We start from the raw sequence: 26,807 nt of genomic DNA, 5'->3' as shown, positions 1-26,807 counted from the left end.
CAACTCGACCTGGAACAACACGGCGCACGCAGCCACGAGGGCGTCGCCGTGCGCGTCGCTCAGCGCGTGCTGGCGCTGGCAGCCGCAATCTGGCAACTTCCAGACCGGCCAGGCGGTCAGCCGCTCACTGACCGCCTTCGATCACTGACCGTATTTGGACAGACTCGTCTAGGTGCGTCGTCGGCTGTGGGGTTGTCGGGGTTCGTCATGGGGTTAGGTTCAGTAGGGACAGTGCTCCTGCTACGTCCGGGGTTGTGGGGATGCCCTCGGGTAGGGGTGGGCGGGTCATGACTACGACCGGGAGATTCAGGGTTCGCGCTGCCGTGAGCTTGGCCGCCGTCGCTGTTGCGCCGCTGTCCTTGGTCACCAGTACGTCGATGCGGTGCTCGCGCAGCAGCGTGGTTTCGTCCTCGACCGCGAACGGGCCCCGGGCCGTAAGGACCTCCGTGTGAGGCGGCAGCGGAGGCGCGGGCGGCTCCACCGACCGTACTAGGAAGTGGAGGTCCGTCAGATGGGCGAAGGCCGCGAGGCCCAGGCGGCCCGTGGTGAGGAACACCCGGCGGCCGAGTGAGGGCAGCAGCGCGGCGGCTTCGAAGAGCGAGGACACCGGGTGCCAGCGGTCTTCGGGCGTCGCGCTCCAGCCTGGCCTGCGCAGCACCACCGCGGGGATCCCGGTGGCCGCCGCGGCACGGGCCGCGTTGTCCGTGATGACGGATGCGAAGGGGTGCGTGGCGTCGACCAGCGCGTCCACACGGTGCTCCCGCAGCCAGGCGGCCAGCCCCTCCGCCCCGCCGAACCCCCCGACCCGTACGTCCCCGTCGAGCGCTCCGGGCCGGGACACCCGCCCGGCCAGGGACGTGGTCACTCTGACGCCGGGCCGTGCGGCGAGCGCGGCGGCGAGTTCGCGTGCCTCGGTGGTGCCGCCGAGGATCAGGACGTGCGAGGGCATGGGGTCGAGGGTACGGGTGGGTTGTGCTGTTTCGCGGTGCCGGTCCCTCAGTTCCCGGCGACCAGCACCGCGCTCCCCTGGCCGACTCCCACACACATGGTGGCGAGCCCGCGTGCCGCCCCGCCGCGCCGCATCCGGTGCAGCAGCGTCGTGAGGATGCGTGCCCCCGAGCAGCCGAGGGGATGGCCGAGGGCGATGGCGCCGCCGGTCGGGTTGACCAGGTCGGGGTCGATGCCGAGACGGTCGACGCAGGCGAGGGCCTGGGCGGCGAACGCCTCGTTGAACTCGGCCTCCTGGACGTCGCCGATGGTCCAGCCGGCGCGGGCGAGGGCCTTCTGCGTGGCGGGCACGGGGCCGATGCCCATGACGTCCGGGTGCACTCCGGCCGAGGCGCCCGCGACATAGCGGCCGAGGGATTCCAGACCGAGATCGTTCAGGGCCTCCTCGCTGACGAGGAGCAGTCCGGCCGCGCCGTCGTTCATGGGTGAGGCGTTGCCCGCGGTGACGGTGCCGCCCTGGCGGAACGCGGGCTTGAGGCGGGCGAGTTTCTCGTACGACGTGTCCTCGCGCACGCACTCGTCCTCGGTGACGACCACACCGTCCGGGCGGGTCACCGGCAGGAGTTCGGCGTCGAAGAAGCCGTTCTTACGGGCTTCGGCTGCACGCCGGTGGCTGCGCAGCGCGAAGTCGTCCTGGCGTTCGCGCGGGACGCCGTACCGGTCGGCGACCTCTTCGGCGGTCTCCCCCATGGGCAGCAGGCCGTGGAGTTCCTTCATGGCCGGGTTGACCAGCCGCCAGCCGAGGCGGGTGTCGAAGGTCTCCATACGGTGCGGCAGGGCCTCGTCGGGGCGGGGCAGGACGAAGGGGGCGCGGCTCATGGACTCCGAGCCTCCCGCGAGCACGACGTCCGCTTCGCCGGCGGCGATGGTGCGCGCGGCCATGGTGACCGCCTCCAGGCCGGAGGCGCACAGCCGGTTGACCGTGGCGCCCGGCACCGAGTCGGGCAGCCCGGCGAGGAGGGCGGCCATGCGGGCGACGTTGCGGTTGTCCTCGCCGGCCTGGTTGGCCGCGCCCCAGTAGACGTCGTCGACGCGGGCGGGGTCGAGGTCGGGCGCGTCGGCCATGAGGCCCCGGATCACGGTCGCCGCGAGGTCATCGGGCCGTACCGTGGACAGGGAGCCGCGCAGCTTGCCGATGGGGGTGCGGCGGGCGGCCGCGAAATGGACGGTACGCACGATGGAACTCCTGAGCGCACTCGGTGACGAGTCGATGAGTCGAAGAGGACGACGCAATAATTAGCACCGCTAGTTTTGGACTATAGACCGCCGGGCCCTCCCTGGGAAGATCCCCGGGTTTTACCCCGTGCGTCCAGGGGACCCGGGCGCGCATGGAGTGGTTGCGGTACGCGGCATGTGTGGACGAGGACCCCGAGTTGTTCTTCCCCGTCGGTTCCACAGGCCCGGCCATCACCGAGATCGCGGCGGCCAAGCGAGTGTGCCACCGCTGCCCGGTGATGGTCGAGTGCTTGACATGGGCGCTCAGGAGCGAGCAGACGGCGGGCGTGTGGGGCGGCACCGACGAGCGGGAGCGCGCGAGGTTGCTCCGGTCCGCCAGAAGTCTCCCCCAGGGGCGGCGGGCACCGTAGCTGCTGTCGTCGTCGCTGGTGGCTCGGGTTACTCTTGCCGCCGTACCGGACACGGGGTGCCCCGCGAGGGCTGAGATCACACCCGTTGAACCTGAACCAGTTCGTACTGGCGGAGGGATGTCATCCATGCCATTGGCGCATGTTTCCGGCGGGCTGCCCGCCGACGGCCGCAGAGGCGTCTTCGACGGACGGATGCCCACGGCTCCCGGTGACCTCAGGGTCGAGGGACACGGCATCGAACCCGTCCCCGAGAGCAACCGCTACGGCGGGGCGGGACGGCTGTTCACCGTGTGGTTCGCGCCGAACCTGACCATGACCGGTGTGTTCACCGGAACCCTCGGTATCGCGCTCGGCCTGGACTTCACCACCGCACTCGCCGCCGTCGTCCTGGGCACCGTGGTGGGCGCGGTGCCCACCGCCTACCTCGGCACCTGGGGCAGCCGCACCGGCGCCGGTCAGCTGCCGCTCGCCCGGCTCGCCTTCGGACGTGCGGTTGCGCTGCCCGGAGTGCTCCAGTGGCTGTCGTCGGTCGCCTGGGACGCGCTGATCGGTCTGTTCGGCGGGGACGCGCTTGCGCGGCTGTGCGGCTGGCCCTTCTGGCTCGGGGTGCTGGTCATGATGCTGGGGCAGGGCGCCCTCGGGATCCTCGGCTACGAGGCGATCCACCGCCTGCAGACCGTCATGACCTTCGTGCTCGCCGCCGCCTTCGCGCTGATCGCCATGCGGATGCCGGCCGGCGCCCATCTCGCCGCGACGGGCAGCGCACAAGGCGCCGACCGCGCGGGCGCGTTCGTGCTGACCAGCACCATCGCGCTCAGCCTCACCCTGTCCTGGGCCCCCTACGCCAGCGACTTCAGCCGCTATCTGCCCCGCACCACCTCCCGCTCCCGGATGTTCTGGTGCACGCTGCTCGGTCTCGTGGTGTCCTTCCTCGCCGTTCAGGCCCTCGGCCTGTGGGGCGCCTCGGTGCTCACCGACCAGACAGCCGCGGGCGTCGACAAACTGCTGGGCGGTGGCGCTGCTGGCGCCCTCGGGCTGCTGGCCGTGGCACTGGCGGCGCTGTGCAGCAACGCCATGAACGACTACAGCGGCTCCCTGGCCCTGCAGACCGTCGGCGTCCGCCTGCCCCGTCCCGCTGCCGCCGCCCTCGCCGCGGCGCTCGGCTTCCCGCTGGTGCTGTGGATGCACGCGGCCGACACCACCGCCCGGTTCCAGAACGTGCTGCTGTTCGTGGGCTACTGGATCCCCGGGTTCGTGGCCATCGTGGTCGTGGACTGGCTGGTCCGGCGCGGTGCCGTGACGGACCTCGCCGCCGCGACGAGCCGCCCCCGCTCACCGTGGCCCCCGCTGCTCGCGTTCGCCGGCGCCTTCGCCGTGGCGGTGCCGTTCATGGACACCGGTCTGTACATAGGTCCCGTCGCCCACGCGCTGCACGGCGCCGACGTCTCCTACTACGTGGCGTTCCTGGTGGCCCTCGCCGTGTACGCCCCCCTGCGCGTCCAAGAGGAGAAGCGGGAGAGCGAGCGAGAGGAACCGAGCGCATGACCGTGCCGGCCCGCGTCCTGACGATCGCCGGGTCCGACTCCGGCGGCGGCGCAGGAATCCAGGCCGATCTCAAGACCATGCTGGCGCTCGGCGCCCACGGGATGAGCGTGGTCACCGCCGTGACCGCGCAGAACTCCGTGGGTGTGCAGGGCGCCTGGGAACTGCCCGTGGAAGCGGTGCGCGCCCAGTACCGCAGCGTCGTGGACGACATCGGCGTCCAGGCGGTGAAGACCGGCATGCTCGCCTCTCCCGCGCTGGTCACCACCGTGTCCGAGCTGCTCGCGGACGTCGGGGTCCCGGTCGTCGTGGATCCGGTGAGCGTCTCCAAGCACGGGGACCGGCTGCTCGCCGACGACGCGCTTGACGCCGTGCGCACCCGGCTGCTGCCCCGAGCCACCGTCACCACGCCGAACCTGGACGAGGTGGCGGAGCTGACCGGCATCGTGGTCACCGACGAGGTGGGCATGCGCCGCGCCGCCGGCCGGCTGCTGTCGTACGGGCCCCGGTGGGTGCTCGTCAAGGGCGGGCATCTGTCCGGCGACGCCGTGGACCTGCTGACCGACGGCCGCGAGGAGCACTGGCTGCGCGCCACGCGGCACGACAACCGCCATACCCATGGCACGGGGTGCACCCTCGCCTCGGCCGTCTCGGTCGGACTCGCGTGGGGCCTCACGGTGCCTGACGCGGTCCGGCGGGCCAAGGAGTACGTCACGGGGGCCATCGCGGCGGGCTTCGCGCTGGGCGCCGGGATCGGGCCTGTGGACCATGGCTGGGAGCTGCGCGCCCGCACCTGAGCAGGGCCCTCGGCCACGGGGCGCGTGCCCGGGGCGTGTCGGCGCACCCCGACCTGATGTGATGGAGGGCACCACCGAACCCGCACATCCGGAAGGACCCTCCCCTGAACACCCCGCTCGCCGAGGCCCTCTCCATCGTTCTGCTCGTCGCCGTGCTGGCCGGGGCGGTGGTGCGCCCGTTCGGGCTGCCGGAGGCGGTCTGGGCGGTGCCTGCCGCCGGGATCGCGATCGCGACCGGCGCCATCTCACCGGACCACGCAGGGGCCGAGGCCGCGCGGCTCGGGCCGGTGGTCGGCTTCCTCGCGGCGGTCCTGGTGCTGGCCCACTTCTGCGATCTGGAAGGACTGTTCCGGGCGTGCGGCGCGTGGATGGCGCGCTGGGCGGGCGGGCGTCCCCGGCGGCTGCTGACCGCCGTGTTCGCGCTCGCCTCGGTGATCACCGCCGTGCTCAGCCTGGACGCCACGGTCGTGCTGCTCACGCCCGTCGTGTTCGCCACGGCGGCCCGGATGGGCGCCCGTCCCCGGCCTCATCTGTACGCCTGCACCCATCTGTCGAACACGGCGTCGCTGCTGCTGCCGGTCTCCAATCTCACCAACCTGCTCGCGTTCGGCGCGGCCGGGCTGAGCTTCACACGGTTCGCCGCCCTGATGGCCCTGCCGTGGCTCGTGGCCGTCGCCGCCGAGTACGTGGTCTTCCGGCGCTTCTTCCGCCATGACCTCGACGCCGGGGCCACGGCCCGGGAAGCGGGCGTACCGCCGCGGCTCCCGGTGTTCGCCCTGGTGACGGTGGCGTGCACGCTCGCCGGCTTCTTGGCCGCCTCCGCGCTCGGCATCGACCCGGCGTGGTCGGCGCTCGGCGGGGCGCTCGCGGTGGCCGTACGCGCGCTCGTGCGACGCCGGGCCACGCCGCTGACGGTGGTGCGCGCGGCGGCGCCGTCCTTCCTGGCCTTCGTGCCGGCACTCGGCGTCGTGGTGCGCGCGGTGGTCGACAACGGGCTCGCGGACGCCCTCGGTCGGGTAGTGCCCGGCGGGACCGGGCTGCCCGCCCTGCTGGGCATCGCGGCCCTGGCGGCGCTGCTGGCCAACCTGATCAACAACCTGCCCGCGGTCCTGGTGCTGCTTCCGCTGACCGCCCCGTCGGGCCCCGGAGCGGTGCTCGCCGTCCTGCTGGGCGTGAACATCGGCCCGAACCTCACCTACGCCGGTTCCCTGGCCACGCTGCTGTGGCGCCGCATCGTGCACCAGCACGAACACACCGTGGACCTCCGGGAGTTCACCCGGCTCGGAGCGATCGCCGTCCCGGCGGCACTGGTGGCCGCGGTGGCGGCGCTGTGGGTCTCGCTGCTCGCCGTCGGGCCCTGAGGGCCCCGGCGGGCCCGAAGGTCTCCCCCGCTTCGCTGAGCAACTCCCGCCCCGTCGTCCGTACCTGATCGGTACAGCGGTACAAGCCGCGCCGAGCGACATCCGGCACCCCCGTGCGACACACGGCACGACGGATCCGGACCTAGTACTCCAGGGAGCACAGCATGCAGGCGACCGCGCAGATCGGCGTCACGGGGCTCGCGGTGATGGGCCGCAACCTGGCCCGGAACTTCGCGCGGCACGGGTACACCGTCGCCGTGCACAACCGGACCCCGGCCAGGACGAAGGCGCTGGTCGAGGAGTTCGGGCATGAGGGCATGTTCGTGGCAGCCGGGACGGCGGAGGAGTTCGTGGCGGCGCTGGAGCGGCCCCGCCGTCTGATGATCATGGTGCAGGCGGGGGCCGCGACGGATGCCGTGATCGAGGAGTTCGCGCCGCTCCTGGAGCCCGGCGACATGATCATCGACGGCGGTAACGCGCACTTCGCGGACACCCGCCGCCGTGAGCGGTCGCTGCGCGAGCGCGGTCTCCACTTCGTCGGCGCCGGTGTGTCCGGCGGCGAGGAAGGCGCGCTGAACGGGCCCAGCATCATGCCCGGCGGTTCCCCTGAGTCGTATGCCGCACTCGGCCCGATGTTCGAGAAGATCAGCGCGAAGGTCGACGGCGAGCCCTGCGCCACGCACATCGGCACGGACGGCGCGGGCCACTTCGTGAAGATGGTCCACAACGGCATCGAGTACGCCGATATGCAGCTGATCGGCGAGGCGTACGACCTGTTGCGCCAGGTGGGCGGCTACTCCCCCGCGGAGATCGCGGAGATCTTCCGCGAGTGGAACAAGGGGCGCCTGGACTCGTATCTGATCGAGATCACGGCGGAGGTGCTGGCGCACGCGGACGCCTCGACCGGGCGGCCGTTCGTGGACGTCGTGGCCGACGCCGCCGGGCAGAAGGGCACCGGTCGCTGGACCGTGCAGACCGCGCTCGAACTCGGCTCCCCGGTGACCGCCATCGCCCAGGCCACCTTCGCGCGCGCGGCCTCCGGCCAGTACGCGCTGCGCGCCGCGTACCGGGGGCTGCCCGGCGGAACCCGGTGGGAGCTCACCTCGTACGAGGCCTCGCGCTTCACGGCGCAGGTGGAGCAGGCCCTTTACGCGTCGAAGGTGATCGCGTACGACCAGGGCTGGAAGATGATCCTCGACGCCGCCGAGGAGTTCGGCTGGGAGATCGACCTCGGCGCCGTGGCGAAGATCTGGCGCGGCGGCTGCATCATCCGCGCCGCGTTCCTCGACCGGATCCGTGCCGCGTATGCCGCCGATCCCGGGCTGGTCAGCCTGCTGTCCGACGCCGGTTTCGCGGCGGAGATCGCGGACGCCCAGGTGCCCTGGCGCGAGGTGGTCGCCACGGCGGCCCGCCGGGGCGTGCCGGTGCCCGCGTTCTCCGCGGCGCTGTCGTACTACGACTCCCTGCGCGCCGACCGCCTGCCGGCCGCTCTCACCCAGGGCCAGCGGGACTACTTCGGCGCGCACACCTACCGGCGCGTCGACCGTGAGGGCAGCTTCCACACCCTCTGGGGGACGGCCGACCGCGCCGAGACGGAGGCCTGAGCCCGGCAGGGCCGGGCTCCCGTCGCCGGGGGCCCGGCCCGGTGCCGTGCCGGGAGCAGGACGCTACGGGGAGGCGGCGTTCGGCTTCGATCATCGGCGAGCAAGACTGATCCCCATGACTGACTCGCCACAGATGGCCGGGGTCCCCGCATGGCGGCGACCCACCGACGGTGAGCACCGCTGGCAGGTCGCCGCGGTCATCGCGCTCATCATCGCCGCGCAGCTCGCGGAGCCCAGAGCGCTGGCCGTCCCGCCGTTCTGGCTGCTGCCCGTCCTGGAGGGCGCCTTCCTCCTGGTGCTGGTGCTCAGCAATCCCGGCAGGATCAACCGCGACTCCGTCAGGCTCCGTATCGCGTCCCTGGTGCTCGCGGCGATCGCCAGCGTGGGCAACGCGTGGTCGCTGGCGCGTCTCATCGCCTCCCTGCTGGAGGGGCACGAGGGGAGCAACGCGGGCCCACTGCTGCTGGAGGCGGCCGGGATCTGGGGCACCAATGTCGCGGTCTTCGCCCTGTGGTACTGGGAGTTCGACCGCGGCGGCCCGGTCGCGCGGGCACACGCCCACCACGCCCATCCCGACTTCCTCTTCCCGCAGATGCAGGCGCAGGAGCTGGTCAGCCGGGACTGGGAACCGGCCTTCTTCGACTACTTGTATGTCTCGTACACCAACGCCACCGCCTTCAGCCCCACCGACACGATGCCCATGTCGCGGTGGGCGAAGCTGCTGATGCTGATGCAGTCGGCCGTCTCCATCATCACGGTCGGACTCGTGGTGGCCCGCGCGGTCAACATCATGCGCTGACGCGGCATGCAGCGACCGCTCTCTTCGGCAGGCCGCCGACGCGCTCCGCAGGGAGTGTGCCGGCGGCGCGCCACATCCGCAGGCTTCTACGGCCGTGTGCCCTCGTCAGTCCCAGGGAGCACGGTGGGACCGGAAATCCGCTCCACAAACCAGGAAGAGCGGGCACCTGGTTTCCCAGACACCCGCTCTCACAAGCGACTTCACAGTCGGGACGACAGGATTTGAACCTGCGACCCCTTGACCCCCAGTCAAGTGCGCTACCAAGCTGCGCCACGTCCCGTTGCCCCGTCTGACCTGGGGTTTCCCCGGGCCGAACGTGCATGGAAACCATACCGCACTCCGCACGGTGGTCGCGCACCCATTACGCACCGTTCACGCGCGCCCCGCGTCCCCGTTCGCGAGGCCCAGCTCCGGGTGGTGGTCCAGAAGCCGGGGCGGGGCCGCCTGGCGCCAGGAGTCGGCGAGGATGTCACGCAGCTCGGCCTCGTCCTCCAGTGCCGAGAGGCGCACCCGGATCCACGCGAACTGCGCCTCGTGGCCGGCGACCCAGAACTTGCCGGGTTCGGCCAGGACCAGCTCCTCGCGCTCCTCCTTGGGGCAGCGCACAGCCACGGACGTCTCGTCCTCGGGCAGCGTGGCGAACATCTTCCCTGCGACCCGGAACGTGGGCATGCCCCAGGCGATCTTCTCCGTCGTGTCCGGCAGGGACAGGGCGATTCGGCGTACGTCTTCGGCGTCCGGCATGCAGGGCACCGTAGCCGATGCCACCGACAGCGGCCTGTCCCTCAGTCCTCGACCGCGGCCTGCGCCAGCGCGTCCAGCACCGGGCGGATCAGCGGATGGTCCTCCGCGCCACGGCGCACGGCGGCGAAGACCCGGCGTGTGGGGGCGACGCCGTCCACCGGGCGGACGATCACGCCGGTGAGGTCCATGCCCCGCAGGGCGGAGCGGGGCACCAGGGCCACGCCCGCATCGGCCGAGGCCAGCGCGACGACCGCGCGGAAGTCGTCCGAGGAGTGCTCGAGCCGGGGCTGGAAACCGGCATGCTCGCAGGCCAGGACCACGACGTCGTGGCAGGGGTTGCCGGGATACTGGCCGATCCACGGGTCCCTGGCCAGTTCGGCGAGCGGGATCTCGGTCGTGCCGGCCAGGCGATGGGTGACGGGTACCACCGCGTCGAAGGGCTCCGCGTAGAGAGGGATGTGCGTCAGGCGGGGGTCGTCCGCGCCGGGCGCGCCCCGGTATTCGACGGCCACCGCGACATCGACCTGCCGGTCCAGGAGCATCGGCAGGCTCGCGTCTCCCTCGGCGTCCTGGACGCGGATCCGGATGCCCGGCGCGGTCCGGGTGAGCCGGGCCAGCGCGGGCGCGACGACCAGGCCGATCCCGGTGGCGAAGGAGGCGAGCGTCACCGTGCCCGCCGAGCCCGCGCCGTACGCCGCGAGCTCGGCCTCGGCGCGCTCCAGCTGGGCGAGCACGGCATTGGTGTGGCTCAGCAGGATCTCCCCCGCCGGGGTCAGCCGTACGCCCTTGGCGCTGCGCTCGACGAGCCTGTGGCCGGTCTCCTGCTCCAGCGCGGCCAGCTGCTGGGACACCGCGGAGGGGGTGAGATAGAGCGCGGCGGCGGCAGCGGTCACCGTACGGTGGTCGGCCACCGCACGAAGGATGTGGAGCCGCCGCGCTTCGATCACGCGACTGATTATCGCAACTTATCCGGGCGGGTCAGGCCTCCAGCTCGGCCCGCGCCGCTACGAACGCGTCGACCGCGCGGTTGACGTCGTCCGTGGAGTGGGCGGCGGACAGCTGCACCCGGATACGGGCCTGCCCCTGGGGCACCACCGGGTAGGAGAAGCCGATGACGTACACGCCGCGCTCCAGCAGCAGCTCGGCCATGCGCCCCGCCTTCGCCGCGTCGCCGATCATGACCGGGGCGATGGCGTGCTCACCGGGAAGGATGTCGAAGCCCTCCTCGGTCATACGGCGCCGGAACAGCGCGGTGTTCTCCGCGAGCTTCTCGCGCAGGTCACCCGCCGACTCCAGCAGGTCGAGCACCTTCAGCGAGGCCGCCGCGATCACCGGCGCGAGGGTGTTCGAGAAGAGGTACGGGCGCGAGCGCTGGCGCAGCAGGGCGACGATCTCGGCGCGGGCGGCGACATAGCCGCCGGACGCTCCGCCGAGCGCCTTGCCCAGGGTGCCCGTGATGATGTCGACGCGGTCCATGACGCCGTGCAGCTCCGGGGTGCCGCGTCCGCCGGGGCCGACGAAGCCGACCGCGTGCGAGTCGTCGACCATGACCATGGCGTCGTAGCGGTCGGCGAGGTCGCAGATCTCGGACAGCGGCGCCAGATAGCCGTCCATGGAGAAGACACCGTCGGTGACGATCAGCTTGCGGCGGGCGCCGTCGTCGGACGCCTCCTTCAGCTGTCGCTCCAGGTCCGCCATGTCGCGGTTGGCGTAGCGGAAGCGGCGGGCCTTGGACAGGCGGATGCCGTCGATGATCGAGGCGTGGTTGAGGGCGTCGGAGATGACCGCGTCCTGCTCGCCGAGGAGGGTCTCGAAGACACCGCCGTTCGCGTCGAAGCAGGAGGAGTAAAGGATCGTGTCCTCCTGGCCGAGAAACGCCGCGAGCCGCGCCTCCAGCTCCTTGTGCACCTCCTGCGTACCGCAGATGAAGCGCACGGACGCCATGCCGTAGCCCCAGCGGTCCAGCGCCGTGTGGGCGGCGGCGATCACCTCGGGGTGGTCGGCGAGACCGAGGTAGTTGTTGGCGCAGAAGTTGAGCACCTCGCCCGGGCGCCCGCCCGCGCTGACGTTGACGGTCGCGGACTGCGGAGAGTCGATCACGCGCTCGGGCTTGTGCAGCCCGGCGGCACGGATCTCGTCGAGGGTGGCGCGCAGATCGTCGCGCACGGAGTCGAACATCAAAAGCTCCTCAAGTGCTTACGCCGGAAGAAGTCACGCGGTCCAGTCGAGAATGACCTTGCCGCCCTTGCCGCTGGCCGCGTCGGCGAACGCCGCCTCGAAGTCGCGGTAGCCGTACCGGCCGGTGATCACCGGCGCCAGGTCGAGGCCGCCCTCCAGCAGGACCGACATCGCGTACCACGTCTCGAACATCTCGCGTCCGTAGATGCCCTTGATGGTGATCATCGAGGTGACGATCCGGGCCCAGTCGACCGGGAACTCCTGGGACGGCAGTCCGAGCATGGCGATCCGGCCGCCGTGCGTCATGTTGGCGATCATGTCGCGCATCGCCTCCGGGCGCCCGGACATCTCCAGGCCGATGTCGAAGCCCTCGCGCAGTCCGAGTTCGCGCTGGCCCTCGGCGATCGTGGTGGCGGAGACGTTCAGCGCGAGGCTGGCCCCTATCTTGCGCGCGATCTCCAGGCGGTCCTCGCTGACGTCGGTGATCACGACATTGCGGGCGCCGGCGTGTCGGGCGACGGAGGCGGCCATCAGACCGATCGGGCCGGCCCCGGTGATCAGGACGTCCTCGCCGACCAGCGGGAAGGACAGCGCCGTGTGGACGGCGTTGCCGAACGGGTCGAAGATCGCGGCGACATCGAGGTCGACGGGGATCCGGTGCACCCACACGTTCGAGGCGGGCAGCGCCACGTACTCGGCGAACGCGCCGTCGCGCCCGACGCCGAGCCCGACCGTCGCCCGGCACAGATGGCGGCGCCCGGCCAGGCAGTTGCGGCACTTGCCGCACACGAGGTGCCCCTCGCCGCTGACCCGGTCGCCCACGCTGATCTCGGTGACGTCGCGGCCGGTTTCGACCACCTCGCCGACGAACTCGTGGCCGAGCACGAGCGGCGTCCTCACGGCCTGCTGCGCCCAGCCGTCCCAGGACCGGATGTGCAGGTCCGTGCCGCAGATCCCGGTCCTGAGGACCTTGATCAGTACGTCGCCGGGCCCGATCCCCGGCTCCGGCACGTCCGTGAGCCACAGCCCCGGTTCCGCCTTGTCCTTGACCAGCGCCTTCACGGTGCGGCTCCTGTGGGTGAGATCCCGGGCCAGGGCATGCGAAAGAGCCCGTACCGGGGAGTGAGGTGAGATCACTGAGAAATCTGCCGTATGGCGGCGCCCCGGTCCATCGAGGTTTTCTTAAGCTCGGCCGCAGCTTTCCTACACACCGGTCACACCGAGCGCAACCAGGCACGCCAGGCACACGGGCCACATCCCCCACAGGCGGGTGTCAGAGCCGGCGTGTCAATGGACGGCGCCGCTCTCCCGTCGGCCGAGCAGTTCGGCCAGCTCCGCGGCCAGTTCCTTGATGGTCTCCAGGCCTGCCCGGCCCCAGGGCCGCGGCTGCACGTCGATGGCGCACACCGTGCCGAGGGCGATGCCCGTGCGGTCCACGAGCGGGGCTCCGAGGTAGGAGCGGACGCCGAGTTCGTCGACGGCCGGATTTCCGGCGAAGCGAGGGTAGTCGCGGACGTCCTCCAGGACGAGCGCCTTGCGGCGGACGACCACATGCGGGCAGAAACCGTACTCGCGGCCCAGCTCGCGGACAGGTCCGGCGCCCTCGCCGTCCCCGTCGGGGGCGGGCGCGGGGAGCGGACGGCCGTCGACCTGGTGGAGTCCCGCGAAGAACTGCCGGTGGCCATCGATGAAGTTCACCATCGCGCAGGGCACGGCGGCGAGCGCGGCGACCCGCTGTGCGAAGGCGTCCAGCTCAGGCTCCGCGCGCTCGCCGAGCCCGAGCCCGCGCAGCCTGCGGACACGGGCGGCGGCGTCCTTGTCCTCGGGGGTCAGCAGCAGTCGGCCCGCGGTCATGTGCGGGCTCCATGACTCGGCGCCGGGGCCGGGGCGTGCGCGAGAAGGTGCCGGACGAGAGTGAGCAGGGTCTGCACCCCGGAGCTGGAGATCCGTGCGTCGCAGCACACGATGGGAATCTCCGGATCGAGGTCGATGGCGGACCGCACCTCCTCGGCGTCGTAGCGGTGCGATCCGTCGAACTCGTTGATGGCGACGACGAATTCGAGGCCGCGCTGCTCGAAGAAGTCGACGGCGGCGAAGCAGTCCTCCAGGCGGCGGGTGTCGGCGAGCACCACCGCACCGAGCGCCCCCTCGGCCAGTTCGTCCCACATGAACCAGAAGCGCTCCTGCCCGGGCGTCCCGAACAGGTACAGGACATGCTGCGGGTCGAGGGTGATGCGGCCGAAGTCCATCGCCACGGTGGTCTCGACCTTGTTCTCGATGCCCTCGAGACTGTCGGTCGTGGCACCCGCGGTGGTGAGCAGTTCCTCCGTGCTCAGCGGAGCGATCTCGCTCACCGCTCCCACGAAGGTCGTCTTGCCTACTCCGAACCCTCCCGCCACGAGGATCTTCAGTGCGGTGGGGAAGGGGTCGGAGCTGTCGTCGTAGTCCATCGATCATTGCCTCCAGTAGGGACCTTTGACGTCCGGCCAGGGGCTGTCCCCCGGCGAGGGCCGCGTCAAGGCCGGGTCGCCGCGGGCCCGTCGGCGGCGCGGCGGGCCGGGGTCACCAGATACGGCCGCACGCTCTTGACGAGCATCGCCATCTCATAGCCGAGGACCGCCGCGTCGGCCTCGCGTCCGGCGAGTACGGCCAGGCAGGTGCCGGATCCCGCCGTGGTGACGAACAGCAGGGACGAGTCGAGTTCGACGACGATCTGCCGGACATCCCCGCCGTCCCCGAACCGGATGCCCGCGCTGCGGCCCAGGGAGTAGAGGCCGGAGGCCAGCGCGGCCATGTGGTCGGCGCTGTCCGGGTCGAGGCCGTGGACGGACTTCACCAGCCCGTCGCAGGACAGGAGGACCGCGCTCGTGGTGTGCGGCACGCGCTGCACGAGGCCGCTCATCAGCCAGTCGAGGTCGGAGACATGGACGGTCGGCACTTCGCTCGCCATGGTGGATCGGCTCCTTGGGGTACGCGGGTGGGCGGGGGCGGAGGGGGTCGGTGTGGTCATCCGGCCGGTCCGCTCCCGTCGTGCCGGGCGGTCGGGTCGTATTCGGGCAGGAGCGGTGCGTGTGGTCCGGCTGCGCCCGGGTCCACGGGCGGTACGCCGAAGGTCGGGGCCGGTGTGCCGCCGTGGAGCGCCGTGTCCAGGTGGGCGGCGTCCAGGGGCGCGCCTGTGTACGCGGAAAGTGCGGGCCCCGTCGGAAGACCGGGCCCGGCGTGGCCGGGCGTCTCCGGTCGCTGCCGCCCCTCCGCGAGGCCGACGCCTCGCTGGAAGGCGGCCATGAGGCCCGGGTCATGGCTCACATGCCGGTCCGGGTCATGGCGGGCGGGCTGCGTGGGGCCGCCGCGCAGCTGCGGCGCGAGGTGTTCCTGGGCGCGGCGGCGGGGCAGCCCGGGCTTGCCCATGGTTCCGCGGACGGGGCCGGTCAGCGGGGTCGGTGGCCTGCCCGCGTTCTGCTCGGCCGCTGCCCGGTCCTCCGGCCGGATGCCGGGCACGGCCTCGGCCGGGTTGGGCCGCGGGATGCCGGCGCCGCGTACGGGCAGCGGGTTGCGGCCGTGTCCGGTCCCGCCTTGGTCGTGCGCGGGCTGCCGGGGTCCGGGGGGCGGCCCGGCGTGCTCGGAGGCTTCGGGGGACGGCCGTGCGGACCAGGTGTCCCTCGGTGGCGGAACCCGGGTGTGGGACCCTCCCGGGGCGGCGTTCCCCAGGTCCGCGGCACCGGGCCCCGGGAGTGGTCCGGCCGCCGGGGGCGGGGCGGGGTTCGTGAACGGCTCCGGCGCGGGCCTTGCGACCGGGGTCGTGAACGGCTCCGCCGTGGATCCGGTGGCCGGACCGGTGACCTGTGGGGGCGTCAGCGGTAGGGGCCCCGTGTCCTCGGCCGGTCCGAGGAGTGCCTGCGGCAGCACGAGTACCGCCTGCACACCGCCGTAGATGTTGTTCTGCAGCCGCACATGGATGCCGTGTCGGCGGGCGAGCTGCGAGACGACGTAGAGGCCGATGCGGCCGTCTGCCAGCAGACTGCCGACGTCGACCTGGTCGGGATCGTCGAGCAGGGCGTTCATCCCGCTCTGCTCCGCCGGGGGCATGCCGAGCCCGCGGTCCTCGACCTCGATGGCCATCCCCGAGGTGACGACGTCAGCGCGCAGCAGGACCTGGGTGTGCGGTGAAGAGAACACCGTGGCGTTCTCGACGAGTTCGGCCAGCAGATGGATGACGTCGGCGACGGCGTGGCCGCGCAGGCTGCCTTCGACCGGCGGCACCAGCTTGACCCGCGCGTACTGCTCGACCTCGGCGATCGCCGAGCGCAGCACCTCGGTCATGGGTACCGGGCTGCTCCACTGACGACGGGTGACGGCGCCGCCGAGCACGGCGAGGTTCTCCGCGTGGCGCCGGACGCGGGTGGCCAGGTGGTCGATGTGGAAGAGGCCCTTGAGGAGGTCGGGGTCCTCGATCTCGTTCTCCAGCTCGTCGAGGATCGTGATCTCCCGGTGCACCAGGGACTGCAGGCGCCGCGCCAGGTTCAGGAAGACCTCGAGCTTCTGTTCGCTGCCGGTGTTGCCGGAGAACTGTGCGGCCTGGACGACCGCGGCGGCGGCGCGGTCCTGGGCGCGCGTCAGCTCGGCGGCGAGCAGTTCGAAGTCGTCGGCGTCCGCGGCGGGTTTGCCGCGCGGCCTGCGTGCGGGGGGCGTCTCGCCCTTGCGCAGGGCCTCGACCAGGGCTCGCAGTTCGGCCTCGCCGCGGGCGCTGGTGCGGCGCAGGACCTCCAGCCGGTCGGAGACGGACCTGGAGGCGCGTTCGGCGGCCACCGCGGCGATCACGATGCCCGCGAGGGTCACCGCCAGGGCTCCCGCGAGCACGGCCCAGAGCGTGAGGGAGGGGCGTGCGCCGGTGGAGCGGACGGTGAAGAGCACGGCCGCGCAGGCACTGAGGGCCACCGCGATCGGCGGCAGGATCGCCAGGCGCCGCAACTGGGGCCGGATCGGGGTGTCCTGCGGTGAGGGGGCTGTGCGGGCGACCGGTCGCCCGTGCCGCCCGCCCTCTCGGCGGTCTGCGCGTGCGGCCGGTGCGCGAAGGTCAGACATCGGCGTCCTCGTACTCGGTGCGTCGGGGGCGTGGGGCTCCCGCGGATGTGACGCGACTCGGGCATGCGCCATGACGACGCCGGTCGGGAGGGCCCAGGTGATCGGCCCTGCGTCGCCCGACGGCCACTCAGAGTAGTTGCCGTTGAGGTGTGCGTGGTGGGCTGTTGACAAAGTCCTACGGAGAGCTTCCCGCTCTGGTATGACGCGTCGTACGACAGACCGATAACTGCGCCGTCAACGCGCTCCCATACCCCAACCAATTGATCAGACCTGGTCGGAAGCGGTCTGAAACAAAAGCGAGGGCCGAGGAGCTCTGTGCTCCTCGACCCTCGCCATCGCCCGGGATCCGACCGGAAGATCACCCTCCGGGGCTCGCCTCCGGCTCCCCGCAGCCGACGGCGCCGTCTACGGGAACGTCACCCGCTGTGCCGACGCTTCCGCTCGCCTCACGGTGAGCCTTCACGGCTCCTTGACGGTCGGAGCGTCCCCGAGCGGCATTCACCGGAGCACCATGGGATGTGAGGCACGGGTCCTCTCGCCTCCTTCCCGGGCCTCAGCCCCGCCCTCTGGTCCTTGGGGGGCCAGGAGCGGGCGGCAGCGCGGCCCCGGAGAGCATCGTGCCCGCCTCCGGGGCCGCACCACGCAAGAGGCCGGACCGTGAAAGACCCGTCCTCGGCCGTCAGTCGGTCACCAGGTCGCCTTCACTGACGCGTGCCGGCTCCACTGCCGCACGCCGCGCCCTCGAGGGACGCCAGGGCGTCTCGATCGGGTGGGAGACCGCGCGCCACCACGGATCCACGGGAAGCTCCCCCGCGGGCTCGAAGGGCTGCCCGGGCCGCGGAAGGGCCACCTTCTGCCCGGCTTCCTCAGCCGCGTCCTTCGTCCACTCACCGGGCTCCGCCCAGGCGTGGGGCGCGAGGTTGAAGGTCGCCCAGTGGATCGGCAGCATCACGCCCTGCGGCCGGCCGCCCTGAAGGTCGAGGTGGGCGCGCATGCCCTCTTCGGGAGTCATGTGGATGTCGGGCCAGTACTCGGAATAGGCCCCGATCTGGATCATCGTGGCGTCGAACGGGCCGTGCTCCGCGCCGATGTCCTTGAAGCCCTCGAAATAGCCGGTGTCGCCGCTGTGGTAGATGCGGTGGGCGTCGCCGGCCACCGACCACGACGCCCACAGCGTGTGCTGAGCGTTGCGCAGGGCGCGTCCGCAGAAATGGCGCGCCGGGGTCGCCGTGAGGGTGATGCCGCCGATCTTCGTCGACTCGTGCCAGTCCAGCTCGCGCAGCCGGTGCGGCGAGACGCCCCAGCGCTCCAGATGGGCGCCCACGCCGAGGGGTATCGCGAACACGGTGTCGCTACCGGCCAGGGCCTTGATGGTGGGCAGGTCGAGGTGGTCGTAGTGGTCGTGGGAGATGACCACGACATCGACCGGGCCGAGCGCGGCGAGCGGCAGGGGCACCGGATGCAGCCGCTTGGGGCCGACGAAGTCGAACGGGGAGCAGCGCTCTCCCCAGACCGGGTCGAACAGGACCCGGTGCCCGTCGATCTCGGCGAGCACGCTGGAGTGCCCCATCCAGGTCAGCCGCAGCCCGTCGGCCGGGGGCCGGGCCAGGTCGGCGTAGGTGGTCGGATGCACCGGCAGGGTGCCGGAGGGCGCGCGGCGGACCCGGGACTCCTTGCGGAAGAACACCTTCGCGAGCTCCAGCGCGGAGCCGCCGGAGGGGCGGGTGCGGGTGCCTTCCGGATTCACGAAGGCGCCGTCCGCGAAATGCGGCGATCTGCGGATACGGGCCAGGCGCTCCCCACTCGGATCCGCGCCGAAGGCGAGGGGCCGTAGCGCGCGGAGCCCGGAGCTCAGGGAACGGGAACCGGTCACGGGACCTCCAGTGGAATCGGTCAGGTCTTCCATTATGAGTGGCGTCTGTGACCGCGTCGGACGCACGGGGTGTCAGGGCGGTCACCGGGCGGGCACGCGGCCCGCGGCAATCGGACACCTGGCCTGGGAAACAACTGACTGACTGTTCAGTACAGTGTGCCCATGACCTCCGATCTTGACGCCCCCCTCCTCACGCTCGCCTGGACCGATCACCTCACCGGCCGGCGAGGCTATCTCGTGGTCGACCGGCTGGTGAGGGGTGTCGCCAGCGGCGGACTGCGGATGCGGCCCGGCTGCACGCCGGACGAGGTGGCCGGGCTTGCGCGCGGCATGACCATGAAGGAGGCGCTGCACTACGACCCCGGGGCCCGCTACGTCCCGCTGGGCGGCGCCAAGGGCGGCATCGACTGCGATCCGCGGGCTCCCGAGGCTTATGGCGTCCTCGTGCGCTACCTGCGCGCCATGAGGCCGTACATCGAGACCGTCTGGACCACCGGTGAGGACCTGGGGCTGACCCAGGACATGGTCGACCGGGCGGCGGCCGAGGCGGGACTGGTCTCGTCCGTGCAGGCCGTGTACCCGCTCCTCGAGGACGAGACGGCGGCCCGCAAGCGGCTCGCGGACGCGTTCACCGTGGAGGTGGACGGGATCGGCCTGGACGCGCTGGTCGGCGGGTGCGGCGTCGCCGAGGCCGTGCTGACGGCCCTGGACCGGGCCCGGGTGCCATATACGGGGACTCGCGTCGCCGTGCAGGGGCTGGGCACCATGGGTGGGGCCACGGCGCGCTTCCTGGCCCGCGCCGGGCTCCCGGTCGTCGCGGTCGCCGATGTCGAGGGCACCATCGCCAACCCGGACGGCCTCGACGTCGAGCGGCTGCTCGCCGCGCGCGACACCCACGGGACCGTCGACCGACGCGCGCTGGGCCCCGGCGACCGCGCGCTGCCGGGCGACGCCTGGCTCGCGGCCGAGGCCGAGGTGCTGGTGCCGGCGGCGGTCTCGTACGCGGTCGACACGGCCAACCAGGCGCGGATACGGGCCCGGTGGATCGTGGAGGCCGCCAACATGCCGGTGCTCCCCGCCGCCGAGGCACTGCTCGCCGCACGCGGGGTGACCGTACTGCCGGACGTGGTCGTCAACTCCAGTACGAACGCCTGGTGGTGGTGGACCCTGTTCGGCGACATCGGGGCCGACGCGGACGAGGCGTTCGCGTACACACGGCGCTCCATGCGGGCGCTGGTGGACCTGGTGCTGGACCGCTCGGACGCCGAAGGGACGAGTCCGCGGACGGCCGCGCACGCGGTGGTGGCGGAGCGCCTGCCGGTGATCGCCGAGCGGTTCGGCTGGTACCGGTGACGTAGGGTGTGCGCCGTGACAAGGGTGCGGTTGAGCGTGGCCCAGCGACGAGAGGACATGCTGCGGGCCGCCGTCGGGCAGATCGAGGCGCGGGGCGTGGCGGCGGTGCGGATCGCCGATGTGGCCGCGGAGCTCGGAGTGAGCAACGCGCTGGTGCTGTATCACTTCTCGACGAAGGAACAGCTGGTGTCGGCGGCGTTCGCGTACGCCGCCGAGGACGATCTGGCGCGTCTGCGGCGGCTGCTCTCCCGCCGCACGACGGCGCTGCGCCGGCTGCGGAGCGCGGTGCGCTGGTACGCGCCGACCGGGCAGGCCAAGGGCTGGCGGCTGTGGATCGAAGGCTGGGCGGCGGCGCTGCGCGAGCCCGCGCTGCGGGAGGTCGCCCGGGACCTCGACCGGCAGTGGAAGGCCGCGATCACCGAGGTGCTGGCGGAGGGCATCGCCGCGGGTGAGTTCCGCTGCCCCGACCCGGCGGGCACCGCGCTGCGGCTGACGGCGCTGCTCGACGGGCTCGCCGTGCAGATGACGGCGTACGAGGGCACGGTGTCGCGGGCACGGGCACGGGAGTGGGTGGACGAGGCGCTCGCCCGCGAACTCGGTCTGGAGCGCTCGGCGTTGACCGCGTCCAGGATCTGACGTCCTGCGCGTCGGGCCCTGAAGGGCCGAGCTGCCCGGGCGCATGGCCCGGGCCGTGCCCGGTGGGACGGTCCGGTGGATCAGACCGCTTGCGTGATCCGCATCTTGATGTCGTCCGGCGACAGAGCCCCCTTGGCGACGACGCTGTCACCGGAGGACTCGCCGCGCAGCCGGCGCCCGATCCACGGAACCAGGTGCTCCCGCGCCCAGTGGATGTCGTCGCGCCGCACTTCGAGTGTGCCGCGCGGCGGCAGCGGCGGCCACGGCTGGTCCGGTTCGGCCGGGACCTCGTAGCCGAGCACCTGGCCCGCCCGCAGGGCGACTCGCGTGTGTCCCTCGGGTGACAGGTGGAGCCGGTCCTCGTCCCAGGCGCGCCGGTCCTGGACGGACTTGAGCGACCACAGGTCGAGGACCGGGCAGCCGTAGCGGTCGGCGATCGCCCGGACATGGCCGTTGTACGTGGCGATCTTTCCGCGAAGGTGCTTGAACACCGGGACGCCGCGGGTGTCGAAGCCGGTCGTCACCATGACGGTGCCGACGGCGGAGGTGAGCTCGGCGACGGCGCGCTCGAAGCGCTCGGCCACCTCGTCGGGGTCGGTGCCGGGCCGGATGATGTCGTTGCCGCCCGCGCAGAAGGACACAAGGTCCGGGGCGAGTTCGAGAGCCTTGGGGAGCTGGTCCGCCACGATCTGGTCGAGGAGTTTGCCGCGTACGGCGAGGTTCGTGTACGAGAAGTCGCCCTCGGGCCGTCGGTCGGCCAGGAGTACCGCGAACCGGTCGGCCCAGCCGACGAACCGTCCGTCGGGGCCGGGATCGCCGACGCCCTCGGTGAAGCTGTCCCCCACCGCCACGTACGACCCGATCACTGATCTGCTGTCATTCTTCGAATCGTCTGCCACGTCGGACCATCATTCCCCTTCCGATGTGAGCTACGCGACCGTAATAGGGGGTTGACGGACGGTGAGATAGACCACTGGCCGAATGCGGCCCGATCTGGAATAACCCCCTGATCAGCGCTGTTGAGCCCTCGGATGACTGCCCGATGGACGTGTGTCGTATCGTCGGACCGCGGCCCGTCGGCGAGCAGCGCCGGCGGACGGATGGGAGGAGCCCTCGTGACGCAGCAGGTCCCGTCTACCGAGCCGGAGCTGGCCGGGGTGCGCAACTTCCGTGACGTCGGGGGTCTGCCCACCGTGGACGGGAGGCGGGTGCGGCACGGAGTGCTCTTCCGCAGCGGCCACCTCGCGCACGCGACGGAGAAGGACGCGGCCTTCCTCTCCTCCCTCGGACTCCACACTGTCTTCGACTTCCGCAACGCGGCGGACCAGAAGCTGGAAGGGCCGGACGTCGAGCTGCCGGGCGTACGCAACGTCAATCTTCCGCTGTCCGACCCGGCGGACGGCGCCGAGTTCTGGAAGATGGTCCGCGACGGCGATCTGGAGCAGCTGCGTGCGCTGCTGGACGACGGCAAGGCAGCGAACCGCATGATCGCCTCGTACCGCTCGATCATCAAGCAGCGCACAGCCGAGCACTCCCAGGTGCTGAGGGCGCTGACCGAGGACAGCGTGCCCGCGCTGATGCACTGCGCCGCGGGCAAGGACCGCGCCGGTCTGTCGATCGCGGTGACGCTCCTGGCCCTCGGGGTGGAGCGGGAGGCCATCCTCGCGGACTACCTGGAGTCCAACGCCAGGCACCGCCGCTACCGGGTGCACCGGGGCGGCTCGTCGGGCGACGCGTACTCCCCCGAGGTGATGGAACTGCTGAGCCCGCTCTTCGACGCGCGCGCCGAGTATCTCGATGCGGCGTTCGAGACCATCGAGGAGACCTGGGGCGGTGTCGACGCCTATCTCTCGGAGGGCCTCGGGCTCACTCCTGAGCTGCGGGAGCGGCTGCGCGAGCGGCTGCTGGACTGAGCGGTCCGGCTCGCGCTTCCGCTCCCGGCTGCGGGGCCGGGGGCTCCTACTTCGCGCCCACCGAGAACAGCAGGTAGATGAAGGCGGCGAAGAGGTGGCCCGCGGCGATGTAGATGATCAGGCGGACCCACAGGGCGCGGGGGAACTTCTCCTCCATCACCCTGCGCTGGGGGCCGGTCTCCGGTTGCTCGGTCATGGCGTTTCTCCTGGGGTGGGGCCGAGGCAGAGCGTGGCGGTCGGGCTCTGCAACAGGGTGTGGACGAACAGCAGGTCGGTGCCGTCCTGATCGGCGGCAGCGAGGCGGTGCGGGGTCAGCGAGTCGAAGTGCGCGCTGTCTCCCGGCCCGAGCACATGGGCGGCGTCGCCGAGACGCAGCAGGAGTCGGCCGGTGATGACATACAGCCACTCCTCGCCGGGGTGGACGCGGACGATGTCGCCCTGGGTGCCGTACGGGACATGGACGCGGAGGGCCTGCATACCGCGGGCCGGCGCGCCGGCCTGCCAGTACGTCCAGCCGCCCGCACGGGTCGGCTCCATCTCGCTGGCGCGGACGATCGCGTCCCGGTCGGCCACGGTCTCGCCGAGAAGTTCGGATACCGTCGTACCGTAGATACGGGCGAGCGCGAGCAGCATCGGCAGCGAGGGCTGGCGCTGACCGGTCTCCAGCCGCGACAGGTGCGCGGGGGAGAGTCCGGCGGCGCGGGCCGCAGCCTCCAGGGTGAGCGAGGCTCGGCGGCGCAGGGTGCGTAGCTGCGGGGCGACGGCGGTGAGGTTCTCACCGGGCTCGGTCTCTGGAGAGCTCATGCCCTCTATTCAGCCGCAGGCTTGCCTCTACGGCAAATCTATTGCCTGAGAGGCAAGCCGAGCCGGTACCCGGTTTTCCGCTAGCGGTTCGAGACCGCCTGTTTGATCAAGGTCTTGCCGAAATCCCACATCAGCCCGCCGCCGTGGGCGTCGTCCATCACCGCCGTGAAGGCTTCGAGGAAGCGGTCCACGTCCGCGGGGGTGAGGATCAGGGGCGGGATCAGTTTGATGACCTCCAGATGGTCGCCGGAGACCTGGGTGAGGATGCGGTGGCGTTGCAGCAGCGGGACGACGACCATCTGGGCGAAAAGGCCCTTGCGGGCCGTCTGGAGCATGGTCCACCGGCCGCGCAGCTTCAGCGAGCTGGGCCTGCCGAACTCGATACCGATCATCAGGCCCCGGCCGCGTACGGCGCCGATCAGCTCGTACTTGTCGACGAGCGCCGCGAGGCGGGATTTCAGCTGCTCCCCGACGGTGCGGACGTTCGCGACGGTCTGCTCGTTCTCCATCACGGACAGGACGGCGAGCCCGGCCGCCATCGCCTGGGCGTTGGACCCGAAGCTCGCGGAGTGCACGAGCACGCGATCCATGGAGGAGTAGACCTTCTTGAAGATCCACTCCTTGCCGAGGGTGGCCCCGACGGGCACATAGCCGCCTGAGAGGGCCTTTGCCACGCACACCAGGTCCGGCTCCACACCGCTCTCGTGCTGGTAGGCGTAGAAGTCCCCGGTGCGGCCGAGGCCGGTCTGCACCTCGTCCGCGATCAGCAGGGCCTTGTGCCGGTGGAGCAGCTCCTGGGCGGCGAGCAGATACCCGGGCGGCGCCTCGTGGACGCCCTTGCCCTGGATGGGCTCGACCACAAGGGCCGCCACGTCCCCCTTCCTCAGTTCGCGGGCCAGGGCGTCGAGGTCGCCGAGCGGTACCGCCGTGTCCGGCAGCAGCGGGGCGAAGCCGTCGCGGAAGCCGCGTTCGCCGTTGACCGAGAGCGAGCCGGTGGTCAGGCCGTGGAAGGCGTGCTCGCAGTACAGGACGCGGGGCTTCCCGGTGGCGTACCGGGCGAACTTCAAAGCGGTCTCGACCGCCTCCGTGCCGCTGTTGCCGAAGAAGACCCGGTCCAGGTGCGGGCTGTGGGTCAGCAGCTTCTCCGCCAGCAGTCCGGGCAGCGGCTGGCAGTCGAAGCGGGTGAGGTCGGCGAGCTGGGCGTCCAGCACGTCGTGCAGCGCCCGCCGTACGACGGGGTGGTGGCGGCCCAGGCCCATCACCCCGAACCCGGCGAGCATGTCCAGGTAGTCGTTGCCGTCCGCGTCCCAGAAGTGCGCGCCCTCGGCCCGCTCGTAGACCTTGTCGAAGCCGATGGTGTGCAGCATGCGCGGGAGCTGGTGGTTGAGGTATCTGGCGTGCAGCTCGTAGCGTTCGGCACCGCGCTCGGCCAGGAGCGCGGCGAGGTCGAACTCCCGGTTCCCGGAGGGGATGGTCATTCCGTGTTCTCCTTGGACAGCTCGTCCTTGGCGGCCAGGCACGCGCCGATCCGCCCCGCGACCTCGACGGGCGTCAGCCCGATATCGGCGAGCACCTCGTCCCGCTTGGCGTGTGCGAGGAACTGCTCCGGGATCCCGAACCGCCGTACGGGCACGTCGACATCGGCGTCGCCCAGCGCCAGCGCGACCGCGGAACCGACGCCGGCGGACCTGCTGTTGTCCTCCACGACCGCGACCAGCCGGTGCTCGGCCGCCAGAGGCGGCAGCGCGGGGTCGACGGGCTTGACCCAGCGCGGGTCGACGACCGTGCATCCGATGCCGCGCGACTGAAGCAGCTCCGCCGCCTGGAGGCAGACAGGGGCCATGACGCCGACGGCGACCAGCAGCACCTCGGGTCGCTGCGCGCGGTGCAGCACGTCAAGGCCGCCCACGCGGTCCACCGCCGGGAGCGCCGGGCCCACGGACGCCTTCGGGAAGCGGATCAGGGTCGGCGCGTCGTCCACCGCGACCGCTTCCCGCAGCTGGGCCCGCAGCTGGTCGGCGTCGCGCGGTGCGGCGATCCTCAGACCCGGGACCACCTGGAGGACAGACATGTCCCACATGCCGTTGTGCGAGGGACCGTCCACGCCCGTGACCCCGGCCCGGTCCAGCACGAAGGTGACCCCGCAGCGGTGCAGGGCGACGTCCATGAGCAGCTGGTCGAACGCGCGGTTGAGGAAGGTGGCGTAGACGGCGACAACGGGGTGCAGTCCCCCGGTCGCGAGACCCGCCGCGGAGACGGTCGCGTGCTGCTCGGCGATCCCGACGTCCCACACCCGGTCGGGGAACCGCTCCGCGAACCTGGCCAGCCCCACGGGGTGCAGCATGGCCGCCGTGATCGCCACGACGTCCTCGCGCTCCTCGCCGATGCGGGCGATCTCGTCCCCGAACACCGAGGTCCACGAGGGGCCGCCCGAGGGGGCGAGCGGCTCGCAGGTGAGCGGGTCCATCACGCCGACGGTGTGGAAGTGGTCCTCCTCATGGGCGAGCGCGGGCTCGTAGCCGCGGCCCTTCTCCGTGAGGCAGTGGATGAGGACCGGACCGTGGAAGCGCTTCGCGCGGCGCAGCGCCGACTCGACGGCCCGGACGTCATGACCGTCGATGGGGCCGACGTACTTCAGGCCCAGATCCTCGAACAGCCCCTGCGGTGCGAACGCGTCCTTGAACCCCTTCTTCGCGCCGTGCAGCGCCTCGTAGACGGTGGTGCCGACGACGGGGGTCCGCTGGAGCACCTGCTTCCCCCAGGCGAGGACCTTCTCGTAGCCGTCGGTGGTACGCAGGGTGGCCAGGTGGTTGGCGAGGCCGCCTATGGTCGGCGCGTAGGAGCGTTCGTTGTCGTTGACGACGATGATCAGCGGGCGGTCCTTGGCGGCGGCGATGTTGTTGAGCGCCTCCCAGGCCATGCCGCCGGTGAGGGCACCGTCGCCGATGACCGCGACGACATGCCCCCTCTCCCCCTGCACCTGGCGGGCCTTGGCGAGCCCGTCGGCCCAGCCGAGCGCGGTGGAGGCGTGGCTGTTCTCGATGATGTCGTGCTCGGACTCCTCACGGGACGGATAGCCGGACAGGCCCCCCTTGCCGCGCAGCTTGGAAAAATCCTGACGTCCCGTCAGGAGCTTGTGCACATAGCTCTGATGGCCTGTGTCCCACAGGATGCGGTCGACCGGTGACTCGAAGGCCCGGTGGAGCGCGATGGACAGTTCCACCACCCCCAGATTGGGCCCCAGGTGACCGCCCGTCCTCGCGACCGCCTGGACCAGGAACTCCCTGATCTCCTCGGCCAGTTGCCTCAGTTCCGCCCCGGACAGCGCCTTCAGGTCACGTGGTCCCCTGATGCTCTCCAGAATCGTCACGCTCGGGCCCCCTCTCGATCCGTGCTGTTCAGCTCACGGTGACGGCGGGCTCTCCTGACCCGACGCCGTCCTTCTCCATCTGTTCGGCGATCTTCATCGCCTCCTCGATGAGGGTCTCCACGATCTTCGACTCGGGCACCGTCTTGATGACCTCGCC

Annotated in this window: 25 protein-coding genes, 1 tRNA gene, 2 pseudogenes and 1 riboswitch; of the genes and pseudogenes, 10 read left to right on the top strand and 18 right to left on the bottom strand. The window is 71.6% G+C overall.

The features are described from left to right. Window positions 1-148, top strand: a pseudogene (locus tag ABZ845_RS30365) (IS982 family transposase); the annotation flags it as partial. A 57-nt stretch (window positions 149-205) separates the two neighbouring features. On the opposite strand, the gene ABZ845_RS30360 reads toward ABZ845_RS30365, so the two are convergent. Both ABZ845_RS30360 and ABZ845_RS30355 read right to left on the bottom strand, forming a co-directional pair. Next, on the bottom strand, window positions 206-949 hold the full coding sequence (locus tag ABZ845_RS30360) for a cobalt-precorrin-6A reductase (RefSeq protein WP_360986178.1): 744 nt from the start codon (window positions 947-949) through the stop codon (window positions 206-208). Window positions 950-996: 47 nt separating this feature from the next. Next, window positions 997-2,184 carry a thiolase family protein gene (locus ABZ845_RS30355; RefSeq protein WP_360986175.1) on the bottom strand — a complete coding sequence of 396 codons (1,188 nt, stop codon included), beginning with the start codon at window positions 2,182-2,184 and terminating at the stop codon, window positions 997-999. A 152-nt stretch (window positions 2,185-2,336) separates the two neighbouring features. Between ABZ845_RS30355 and ABZ845_RS30350 the strand changes: the two genes are divergently transcribed. From ABZ845_RS30350 to ABZ845_RS30325, 6 genes are all read left to right on the top strand, one after another. After that, on the top strand, window positions 2,337-2,594 hold the full coding sequence (locus ABZ845_RS30350) for a WhiB family transcriptional regulator (protein ID WP_360986172.1): 258 nt from the start codon (window positions 2,337-2,339) through the stop codon (window positions 2,592-2,594). Between the two features lie 42 nt (window positions 2,595-2,636). Beyond that, window positions 2,637-2,729: riboswitch (TPP riboswitch) on the top strand. Continuing rightward, window positions 2,721-4,139, top strand: coding sequence for a cytosine permease (locus tag ABZ845_RS30345; protein ID WP_360986170.1), 1,419 nt, complete (start codon window positions 2,721-2,723; stop codon window positions 4,137-4,139). (Overlaps the previous riboswitch by 9 nt.) Next, window positions 4,136-4,933 carry a bifunctional hydroxymethylpyrimidine kinase/phosphomethylpyrimidine kinase gene (gene thiD / locus ABZ845_RS30340; protein ID WP_360986167.1) on the top strand — a complete coding sequence of 266 codons (798 nt, stop codon included), beginning with the start codon at window positions 4,136-4,138 and terminating at the stop codon, window positions 4,931-4,933. Before ABZ845_RS30345 ends, thiD begins: the two co-directional genes overlap by 4 nt. A 104-nt stretch (window positions 4,934-5,037) precedes the next feature. After that, a complete protein-coding gene (locus tag ABZ845_RS30335) occupies window positions 5,038-6,294 on the top strand; it encodes an arsenic transporter (protein ID WP_360986189.1) in 1,257 nt (418 codons plus the stop codon). 164 nt (window positions 6,295-6,458) lie between these two features. Further along, window positions 6,459-7,898, top strand: a complete 1,440-nt coding sequence (gndA, locus tag ABZ845_RS30330) for an NADP-dependent phosphogluconate dehydrogenase (RefSeq protein WP_360986164.1) — start codon at window positions 6,459-6,461, stop codon at window positions 7,896-7,898. A gap of 115 nt (window positions 7,899-8,013) precedes the next feature. Continuing rightward, complete coding sequence (locus ABZ845_RS30325) at window positions 8,014-8,697, top strand: hypothetical protein (RefSeq protein ID WP_360986161.1); 684 nt, start codon at window positions 8,014-8,016, stop codon at window positions 8,695-8,697. Between the two features lie 206 nt (window positions 8,698-8,903). Here ABZ845_RS30325 and ABZ845_RS30320 read toward each other — a convergent pair. The 10 genes from ABZ845_RS30320 to ABZ845_RS30275 form a co-directional block, all read right to left on the bottom strand. Beyond that, window positions 8,904-8,977: transfer RNA gene (locus ABZ845_RS30320), tRNA-Pro, on the bottom strand. 92 nt (window positions 8,978-9,069) lie between these two features. Continuing rightward, complete coding sequence (locus ABZ845_RS30315) at window positions 9,070-9,441, bottom strand: MmcQ/YjbR family DNA-binding protein (RefSeq protein WP_360986158.1); 372 nt, start codon at window positions 9,439-9,441, stop codon at window positions 9,070-9,072. A gap of 41 nt (window positions 9,442-9,482) precedes the next feature. Continuing rightward, entirely contained in the window at window positions 9,483-10,388 is a 906-nt protein-coding gene (locus ABZ845_RS30310) for a LysR family transcriptional regulator (RefSeq protein WP_360986155.1), read from the bottom strand. Between the two features lie 31 nt (window positions 10,389-10,419). Then, window positions 10,420-11,619, bottom strand: a complete 1,200-nt coding sequence (locus tag ABZ845_RS30305) for a glycine C-acetyltransferase (RefSeq protein ID WP_360986152.1) — start codon at window positions 11,617-11,619, stop codon at window positions 10,420-10,422. Between the two features lie 33 nt (window positions 11,620-11,652). After that, window positions 11,653-12,681 carry an L-threonine 3-dehydrogenase gene (gene tdh, locus ABZ845_RS30300; protein ID WP_360986149.1) on the bottom strand — a complete coding sequence of 343 codons (1,029 nt, stop codon included), beginning with the start codon at window positions 12,679-12,681 and terminating at the stop codon, window positions 11,653-11,655. 225 nt (window positions 12,682-12,906) lie between these two features. Continuing rightward, window positions 12,907-13,473: a GAF domain-containing protein gene (locus ABZ845_RS30295; RefSeq protein ID WP_360986146.1), complete on the bottom strand. Its 567-nt coding sequence runs from the start codon at window positions 13,471-13,473 to the stop codon at window positions 12,907-12,909. Next, window positions 13,470-14,069: an ATP/GTP-binding protein gene (locus ABZ845_RS30290; RefSeq protein WP_360986143.1), complete on the bottom strand. Its 600-nt coding sequence runs from the start codon at window positions 14,067-14,069 to the stop codon at window positions 13,470-13,472. The genes ABZ845_RS30295 and ABZ845_RS30290 overlap by 4 nt, the downstream gene beginning before the upstream one ends. 65 nt (window positions 14,070-14,134) lie before the next feature. After that, on the bottom strand, window positions 14,135-14,569 hold the full coding sequence (locus tag ABZ845_RS30285; RefSeq protein ID WP_360986140.1) for a roadblock/LC7 domain-containing protein: 435 nt from the start codon (window positions 14,567-14,569) through the stop codon (window positions 14,135-14,137). 56 nt (window positions 14,570-14,625) lie between these two features. Beyond that, complete coding sequence (locus ABZ845_RS30280) at window positions 14,626-16,701, bottom strand: ATP-binding protein (RefSeq protein WP_360986137.1); 2,076 nt, start codon at window positions 16,699-16,701, stop codon at window positions 14,626-14,628. Window positions 16,702-17,380: 679 nt separating this feature from the next. Further along, the gene (locus ABZ845_RS30275; RefSeq protein WP_360986134.1) at window positions 17,381-18,574 is read right to left on the bottom strand and encodes an MBL fold metallo-hydrolase; all 1,194 of its coding nucleotides are present in this window, start codon (window positions 18,572-18,574) and stop codon (window positions 17,381-17,383) included. Window positions 18,575-18,736: 162 nt separating this feature from the next. Between ABZ845_RS30275 and ABZ845_RS30270 the strand changes: the two genes are divergently transcribed. Both ABZ845_RS30270 and ABZ845_RS30265 read left to right on the top strand, forming a co-directional pair. Next, the gene (locus ABZ845_RS30270; RefSeq protein ID WP_360986131.1) at window positions 18,737-19,927 is read left to right on the top strand and encodes a Glu/Leu/Phe/Val dehydrogenase dimerization domain-containing protein; all 1,191 of its coding nucleotides are present in this window, start codon (window positions 18,737-18,739) and stop codon (window positions 19,925-19,927) included. A 57-nt stretch (window positions 19,928-19,984) separates the two neighbouring features. Next, window positions 19,985-20,563, top strand: coding sequence for a TetR/AcrR family transcriptional regulator (locus tag ABZ845_RS30265; protein WP_360986186.1), 579 nt, complete (start codon window positions 19,985-19,987; stop codon window positions 20,561-20,563). An 80-nt stretch (window positions 20,564-20,643) separates the two neighbouring features. Here ABZ845_RS30265 and ABZ845_RS30260 read toward each other — a convergent pair whose 3' ends face one another. Beyond that, on the bottom strand, window positions 20,644-21,429 hold the full coding sequence (locus ABZ845_RS30260; protein WP_360986183.1) for an SGNH/GDSL hydrolase family protein: 786 nt from the start codon (window positions 21,427-21,429) through the stop codon (window positions 20,644-20,646). 249 nt (window positions 21,430-21,678) lie between these two features. Here ABZ845_RS30260 and ABZ845_RS30255 point away from each other — a divergent pair, with 249 nt between their 5' ends. After that, window positions 21,679-22,476, top strand: a complete 798-nt coding sequence (locus ABZ845_RS30255) for a tyrosine-protein phosphatase (protein WP_360986128.1) — start codon at window positions 21,679-21,681, stop codon at window positions 22,474-22,476. A 46-nt stretch (window positions 22,477-22,522) separates the two neighbouring features. Here ABZ845_RS30255 and ABZ845_RS30250 read toward each other — a convergent pair whose 3' ends face one another. From ABZ845_RS30250 to ABZ845_RS30230, 5 genes and pseudogenes are all read right to left on the bottom strand, one after another. Next, window positions 22,523-22,633 (bottom strand): DUF6126 family protein, encoded by a 111-nt coding sequence (locus tag ABZ845_RS30250; RefSeq protein WP_360986180.1) that lies wholly within the window; start codon window positions 22,631-22,633, stop codon window positions 22,523-22,525. Between the two features lie 35 nt (window positions 22,634-22,668). After that, window positions 22,669-23,280 (bottom strand): XRE family transcriptional regulator, encoded by a 612-nt coding sequence (locus tag ABZ845_RS30245; RefSeq protein ID WP_360986126.1) that lies wholly within the window; start codon window positions 23,278-23,280, stop codon window positions 22,669-22,671. An 80-nt stretch (window positions 23,281-23,360) separates the two neighbouring features. Then, entirely contained in the window at window positions 23,361-24,758 is a 1,398-nt protein-coding gene (locus tag ABZ845_RS30240; protein ID WP_360986123.1) for an aspartate aminotransferase family protein, read from the bottom strand. Beyond that, window positions 24,755-26,650: a 1-deoxy-D-xylulose-5-phosphate synthase gene (gene dxs / locus ABZ845_RS30235; protein ID WP_360986120.1), complete on the bottom strand. Its 1,896-nt coding sequence runs from the start codon at window positions 26,648-26,650 to the stop codon at window positions 24,755-24,757. Before dxs ends, ABZ845_RS30240 begins: the two co-directional genes overlap by 4 nt. 28 nt (window positions 26,651-26,678) lie before the next feature. Next, window positions 26,679-26,807, bottom strand: a pseudogene (locus ABZ845_RS30230) (4-hydroxy-3-methylbut-2-en-1-yl diphosphate synthase); the annotation flags it as partial.

This window comes from Streptomyces sp. NPDC047022 (genome assembly GCF_040644155.1).
Classification (GTDB): Bacteria; Actinomycetota; Actinomycetes; order Streptomycetales; family Streptomycetaceae; genus Streptomyces.
The sequence above is the reverse complement of the archived record's forward strand: the minus strand, read 5'-3'. Positions and strand labels throughout refer to the sequence as shown.